General features: G+C 70.6%; 3 protein-coding genes and 1 pseudogene. 2 read left to right on the top strand and 2 right to left on the bottom strand.

Features of this window, described 5'->3' with window-relative positions; all coding sequences use genetic code 11:
* Positions 1-1,448: PIG-L family deacetylase (locus A8W25_RS30260; RefSeq protein WP_199831873.1), on the bottom strand; the 1,448-nt coding region annotated here is incomplete at its 3' end.
* A 201-nt stretch (positions 1,449-1,649) separates the two neighbouring features.
* On the opposite strand from A8W25_RS30260, the gene A8W25_RS30255 reads away from it, so the two are divergent.
* Together A8W25_RS30255 and A8W25_RS30250 are read left to right on the top strand one after the other, a co-directional pair.
* A complete protein-coding gene (locus A8W25_RS30255; RefSeq protein WP_234386657.1) occupies positions 1,650-2,651 on the top strand; it encodes a hypothetical protein in 1,002 nt (333 codons plus the stop codon).
* Positions 2,648-5,470 (top strand): stealth conserved region 3 domain-containing protein, encoded by a 2,823-nt coding sequence (locus A8W25_RS30250; protein ID WP_067167600.1) that lies wholly within the window; start codon positions 2,648-2,650, stop codon positions 5,468-5,470. The genes A8W25_RS30255 and A8W25_RS30250 overlap by 4 nt, the downstream gene beginning before the upstream one ends.
* Positions 5,471-5,563: 93 nt before the next feature.
* Here the strand turns inward: A8W25_RS30250 and A8W25_RS33075 are convergent.
* A pseudogene (locus A8W25_RS33075) lies at positions 5,564-7,078 on the bottom strand (stealth conserved region 3 domain-containing protein); the annotation flags it as partial.
* Positions 7,079-7,184: the final 106 nt, after the last annotated feature.

The raw sequence follows: 7,184 nt of genomic DNA, 5'->3' as shown, positions 1-7,184 counted from the left end.
GTCTCGGGGTTGCCGAGGCTGGTCCAGCGCTCCTCGAAGTCGCCGCCGGCGCTCTTCTGCTGGAGCAGCACTATCTCGCGGGTGTCGTCCTTGTCGGAGGAGCCCAGGCCGGTGAAGCGCAGGCCGAGGACGAGGTGGCGTCCGTCGGCGGCGACGACCGCGCTGAGGGCGGGGGCGAGGGGGCCGCCGCCGAGGTCCTCGGCCGCGCCCCAGCCGCCGCTGAAGGGGCCGGACTCGCGCCAGCGGGCGGCGCGGGTGCCGAGTACGGCGTACGCGCTCATCCGGCCGTCCCGGTCGACGACGACCTTGGGGCCGGCGGTCGGGTAGCGGCGGTGGGTGGAGCGGACCCAGCCCTTCTTGGACTTGAGGACGCCGTTGAGGCCGACCGAGTAGTCGCCGCAGCCGGAGGCGTTGCCGCACTGCCAGCTGGAGCCGCCGCCGTAGGCGTTGAGGTACTCGGTCTTCTGGTGGACGGTGTCATTGGGCAGGTTGTACGGCCAGCGCTGGTTGTAGTAGCCGCGGAAGGCCTCGGTGAGGAAGCCGGGGGTGCGCGAGCCCTGGGAGCTGCCCTGGCCCCACTGGGAGAGTGCGCGCCAGGTGAACAGGGCGACGGCGGTGTGGTCGGGGTGGTCGGAGTAGCCGACCTGGTCGCTGCCGCGCGGGTGCAGCTTGTCGTGGACCTGGGCGTCGGGGTCCGGGTCGAGGGTGCGCACCAGCGTGGGCCGGTACTTGCGCAGCAGGAACAGCAGCGAGTCGGTGAGCTCGTCGCGGCTGTAGGTGTACTTCTCGCGGACCGGGGACTCGGGGGTGGGCTGGGTGCGCAGCACCACGCCGGGGGTGTTCCACAGCTGGGTCATGCCGACCCAGCCGCGGCCGGTCTTCTCGTGCATCCGTACGCCGAGGAAGATCAGTTCGGCGCGACGGCCGTTGTACTCCAGGACGTTGAGCTCGGCCTCGCGCCCGCCGGGCAGCTTGAGGGCGGTGCGGGTCCACGGGCTGAACAGGGTCGCGCCGAGCATCCGGGCGTACGCCTGGCGCAGGCCCTGCTGGCGCGCGGAGACGTAGGCGGGCACGTCGGGGCGGGCCTTGGGCTCGCCGGGTGCCTGGTTGACGCCGAAGGAGCCGCCGCCGGTGACGTACACGGAGACGACGGGGACGCCGCGCTCGATCGTGTTGAGCGTGTCCGGGTTCATGAAGAACAGGTCGTCGTCCGGGTGCGCGACGATCGCCATGGCGAGCGGGCGGCCGGGGGTCTCGAAGCTGCTGCGGCGGTCGACCGGCAGCAGGGCGACGGGCTTCGGTGGTTCACTTGTGACGGCAGCGCCTCTGGCCGACGGGTGCTTGCTGTCGCATCCGGCGATCGCACCGGCTGCCACTACCCCCGCCATCGAAGCCAGCACGGCACGCCGGGAGGCCACTTGGCGTCCCATCTTCGGCCAGCGTCCCATGTTCCTTCTCCCACTCCCCGCTTCACGTTCATCTGCGATCAAGCAGACCGCCACACGAGGAGAGGGCGGAAACTTCATTTGGGTTCCACTCGATGAAGCAATCGTGATGCATCGATAGAATTACGAAGCAACTTGCCGATCTTACGCATTATTGGCACCATGCAACGCTGACCATTAGCCCAGACGAGAGCTAGGTTCACCGTGAGTGACTCGCTGCTGCCCTATGCGGTGGGCGCCGCCAAGCGGGCGCGCCGCGCGGCAGTACGTATGCGCCGACGTGTCGAGCAGATGCATACCGTACCGGCGATCGACGGAGTCAAGCCGCGGCCGCTGCTCAAGGCCGTGCACTTCTCGGTCTCCGGTGGGCGCACCCTCAACTTCGCGGTGACGTTCCCGCGCCGCCCCGAGGCGGTCAGCGCGGCCCACCTGGAGATGTCGCGCGGGCGCAAGGTCGTCCATGTGGAGCTGGAGCAGGAGCCGCAGAGTGACGGAAGTCTCCTTCTGACGGCGACCGCCCCGCTGCGCCATGACGATCCGTCGGAGACCGGCACCCGCGGTCCGGTGCTCTCGTCCGGTATGTGGCGGATGGAGGTCGTGGTCACCGAGAGTGACGGCCGTGAGCTGCGGGCGAAGATCGCCTCGGCTCCCGCGGAGTCGTCCGACGGCCCCACCCTGTCCACCTCGCCGTCACCCACCAGCGGCGCCGTCTTCCGCCCGGTGCGCTCGGTCGACGGCCGCTCGATGCTGAACGTGCGCGGCCCGCGCCACCAGGCCGAGCTCACCTCGTTCGAGCTGCGCTGGGACCGGATCACGGTGCACGGCCGGCTCATCGCGCCGAAGGCCCCCGTCGAGGAGTACGTGGCGGAGGCGGTGCTGCGGCGCAGCAACAAGTCGGCCGCGGCGACCCCCGTGTGGGACGGCGACCGCTTCACCGTCGACGTACCGCTCGCCGAGATGGCGGTCGGCCGCACCACCCGCACCTGGGACATGCATCTGAGGGCCGGTGGAAACCGGATCAAGATCGCCCGGAAGCTGACGGATGTGCGTCACCCCAAGCAGGTCTACCGGACACCGTTCCGTATCGTCGCTCTCGACAACGGTGCGCTCGCGCGGGTGCACGCCTATGTCACCCCGGCCGGCGTGCTCGCCGTGTCCTGTACCGGATTCGGAACCGCCCCCCGTGGCGCAGAGGAAGTTGCATGAAGATCACGTTTCTGCTCACCTGGGGCGACGAGATGGGCGGCACCGAGATGGCCGCCTACACCCAGGCGATCCATCTCGCTCCTCGGCACGACGTCGAGGTGCTCAGCGTCTTCAAGACCCGCCCGGAGCCGTTCTTCTCGGCCGCCCAGCAGGTCAGGCGGCGCTACCTGGTGGACAGGACCGAATCGTACGGACGCCCGGTGCGCCCGAGCGCCCTGGACGAGAACGCCTGCCGGACCCTTGAGTCGCTGCCGAGCGAACTGATCAAGCCGTCCTGGGAGTCGACCTTCGACCGGCTCTCCGACATCGAGATGACGGCCGCCCTCGGCTCCCTCGACTCCGATGTGCTGGTCACCACCACCCCGGCGCTGCTCGCCGCGGCCGCCGAGCTGGCCCCCTCCCGGGTCGTCACCGTGCACCAGGAGCACCGCGCCTCCCAGCTGCGCGGTGTCTCCGGTGAGCCGCTGCTGGTCTACGGCCCGCGCGTGGACGCGCTGGTGTCGCTGACCGAGCGCACCAACGACTGGTTCTCCGACTCGCTGCGCGAGTCCGCCCCGGAGCTCGCCGCGATCCCCAACGCGGTGCCCGACGGCTACCGCCCGCGCGCCGACCTGGAGTCCAAGACCATCGTCCTGGCTGCCCGGATGACCCCGGAGAAGCAGCTGGACCACGCCATCCACGCCTTCCAGCGGATCTCCGCGGACTTCCCCGACTGGCAGCTGCGGATCTTCGGCGACGGCCCGCAGGAGGTGCGTCTGCGCCGCCTCGTCGAGGGCTTGGGCATGCACTCGCGCATCGAACTGGTCGGCCGCTCCTCGCAGATGGAGCAGGAGTGGGCCAAGGCCAGCGTCTGTCTGCTGCCCTCGCGCAACGAGGCGTTCCCGCTGGTGCTCCTGGAGATGTTCGCGGCCGGTGTGCCGGTCATCGCGTACGACATCGTCACCGGGCCCGCCGAGATCATCCGCCACGACGTGGACGGCCTGCTGGTGCCGCCCGGCGACATCGACTCGCTGGCCGCCGCCATGTCCCGTCTGATGGGCGAGGACGACACCCGGCACGCGTTCGGCAAGGCCGCCCGCAAGGGCGTGTACGAGCGGTTCGGCGGCGAGGACATCACCTCCCGCTGGGAGCAGCTCTTCACCAAGCTGGTCGCCCGCCGCGACACCCCCGAGCGCCTGGCCCAGCGCGCCGACCGCACCGCGCTGCGCATCGCGGCCGGCGGCACCCGCAGCTTCAGCGTCGCCGCCCCCGTCTCGGCCCTGTCGAACTCGGCGGACGAGCAGAAGGCCCGCGAGGTGCTGATCCAGGCACAGGACCGCACCGGCACCCTGATCCGCTCGGCCGGCCGCCTCGCCGAGCAGCGCGACGACATCAACGGCCCGCGCATGGCCCAGATGAACCTGGAGATCACCGCCAAGGTCCTGGAGGACGCGGGGATCCCCTACATCCTGCTGCGCCACGACGCCGGCGTCGCCCACCGGGTGGCCGTCCCCGTCGAGATGCGCCGCCGGGTGATGGAGGCCATGTCCACCGCCCTGCACGGCAAGCCGGTCTACGCCGAGCTGGTCACCCCGCGCGGCGCCGCGCCCGGCGCGGTCCTCGCGGAGCGGCTCGGCGACGTCGGCGAGGTCGCGGGTCTGCGCGTGTTCAAGCCGATCACCTCCGAGAGCCGCACCCTGCGGTACGGCCCGGCCTACGGCTGCAGCCTGGAGTTCTGGGCCGAGTCGGAGGAGGACGGCTGGCGCGAGACGCCCCGGCTGACCACCCTGCTCGGGCGCCGGCTGCCGAACCTGGAGGCCACCGCCAAGCTCCGGGTCGGCGAGCGCGACTACCCGACGCTCGCGCAGTTCACCAAGCAGCTGATGTGGGACGTCGACTACCCGATCGACGTCGTCTACACCTGGGTCGACGACACCGACCCGGCCTGGCAGCAGCGCCGCGACTCGGTGCGCCGCAGTCGCGACATGCCGACCAACGACGCCGACAGCGGCGACGTGCGCTTCCGCAACCGCGACGAGCTGCGCTACTCGCTGCGCTCCCTGGAGATGTTCGCGCCCTGGGTGCGCACCATCTACCTGGTCACCGACGACCAGACGCCGGACTGGCTGGACACCGAGCAGCCCGGCATCAAGGTCGTCAGCCACCGGGAGATCTTCAAGGACCAGGCCTGGCTGCCGACGTTCAACTCGCACGCCATCGAGAGCCAGCTGTACCGGATCGACGGCCTGGCCGAGCACTTCCTCTACCTCAACGACGACGTGTTCATCGGCCGTCCGCTCAACCCGTCCTCGTTCTTCCTGAGCAACGGCGTGGCCAAGTTCTTCCGCTCGCCCACGGCCGTCCCGCCGACCGAGCCGTCCCCGGACGACGAGGGCTACTTCGCGGCCGCGAAGAACAACCGGGCGCTCCTGGAGGAGGCGTTCGGGCGGACCACGACGACCAGCTTCCTGCACGCGCCGCACCCGCTGCGCCGCAGTGTGCTGACCGAGATCGCCGACAAGTTCCCGGCCGAGGTGGGCCGTACCGCGGCCAACCCGTTCCGCGCCAACTCGGACCTGTCGATCACGTCCTCGCTGCACCACCACTACGGCTACCTGATCGGCAGCTCGGTGCCGAGCGCCATCTCGTGCAGCTACATCAACGTGGGCAACTACGAGCACCACACGGTGCTCACCCGGCTGCTGGCCGAGCGCGGCCACGACACGTTCTGCATCGGTGAGTCCGCCGACGCGGAGGTGTCGGTGGAGGAGCAGGACCGCGTACTGCGGGCGTTCCTGAGCGCGTACTTCCCGGTGAGGTCCCGCTTCGAGCGCGACTGACACGGCCGACGCGCCTGTCGCGTCGGATACGGCAAAGGGGCTCGGCACCGGGAAGTACGCGTCGAGGAAGGGCGTGATCAGGTCCTTCTGCTCGTGCACGTCCTGCTCGGTGGAGACCGTGTCGTTGACGCAGAACACCGTCTTGTCCCGGTTGGCGAGGAGGCGGCCGAGCCGCGTCTCGGTCCACGGGTGCGTCAGGTCGAGGTAGGTGTACGGGAGTTCGGAGGGCACCGCGCGCTGGGTGTGGTACGCGTAGTAGTGGTGCAGGGACGACGAGATGGAGATGTCGTCCTCCGAGCGGAACCGGCTCGCCTCGGTGTAGCGGTACTCCGGCCCGAACTCCGTCTCGATCTCGGTGAGCAGGCTGCGGCGCAGCGGGTGCGGCATGTGCTTCATCTTCTGCACGACCACCGCCCCGTACCGCTCCTCGATCAGACGGCGGTTGTTCTTGCCCGCGGCGGCCACCGGCGGGTCCTCGGGGGTGCGCGCGCCCAGCGGTACGAGGGCGGGCGACGGGAAGAACTTGGTGAGGCCGCTGGAGAGGAAGAAGTCCTGCGGGGTGACCTCGTTGCCGAGCATCACGTCGTCGTTGAAGTACAGGAAGTGCTCGGCGAGGCCCTCGATGTGGTGGAGCTGGCTCTCGATGGCGTGCGAGTTGAAGGTGGGCAGCAGGCCCGGGTCTCGGAAGATCTCCTTGTGGCTGACGACCTTGATGCCGGGCTGCGCGGTGTCCAGCCAGTCGGGGGTCTGGTCGTCGGTGACGAGGTAGATGTTCCGCACCCACGGCGCGTACATGTGCAGCGAGCGCAGCGAGTAGCGCAGCTCGTCGCGGCTCAGATAGCGCGCGGCGTTGGCGGACTCCGCGTGGTAGGTCTCGCCCGCGAACTGGGCGCGGCGGCGCAGCCAGGCGGGGTCCGCGCCGTTCACCCAGGTGTAGACGACGTCCACCGGGAAGGTGATCTCGTCGGTGGGGTGGATGGCGAACTCGGCGCGGGTGCGCACCTGGGCGGCGTCGGGGGCCTCGCGCGGGGCGAGGTGGGTGAAGTACGCCTCGGAGACCTGGGAGACGGGGCCCTCGGCGGGGAGCGTCTCGGCGAGCTTGCCGACGCGCGGCGGCACCAGCCGGCCGTCCTCCTCGTGCCAGAACTCGACGTCGCAGCCGTAGCGGTTGCCCAGGACGAGGCGGTGCGTGGCGTCCGTGCGGTACCAGGTGACCCTGACGGTCCCGGCGGTCTTGAACCGGCGCCAGGTGGCGTCCTCGTACCCCGGCAGGGAGGTCTCGGGGACCGGGTTGTTGCCCTTGACGTGGGTGACGTAGCCGGGCTGGTCGCCGCAGAGCGCCTCCAGGACCTTCAGCACGGCCGTGCGGTCGTCCTCGCGGACGGCGACGGCGGCGGAGGTCTCCGAGCGGCCGCGTACACAGAAGTGGTCGAGGCCGGCCGCGTGCAGGGCGCGCAGCACGGTGTCGAGGTTGGCGCGGCGGGCCTGGAGCGGGGTGACCCCGGGCGCGACGAGGGCGACCTTGGGGTCCTTGCCCACGTGCACGACCGCGCGGTCGGCGCCGGAGGCCAGGGTCTGGTAGCGCTTGGTGACGCGGGCGGCGCGCATCTTCTCGGCGACGGCCGCGCCGCCCGCGATGCGCATCTTGACGCGGCGGCGCATATCGGCGTCGACCTGCGAGACGATCGCCTTGCGGACGCTCTCGGGCACGGCC

The sequence above is a fragment of the Streptomyces sp. ERV7 genome, from assembly GCF_001653515.1.
In the GTDB taxonomy this organism is placed as follows: Bacteria; Actinomycetota; Actinomycetes; order Streptomycetales; family Streptomycetaceae; genus Streptomyces.
Note: the sequence above shows the minus strand (reverse complement) of the source record. Positions and strands in the feature narration are given on the sequence as shown.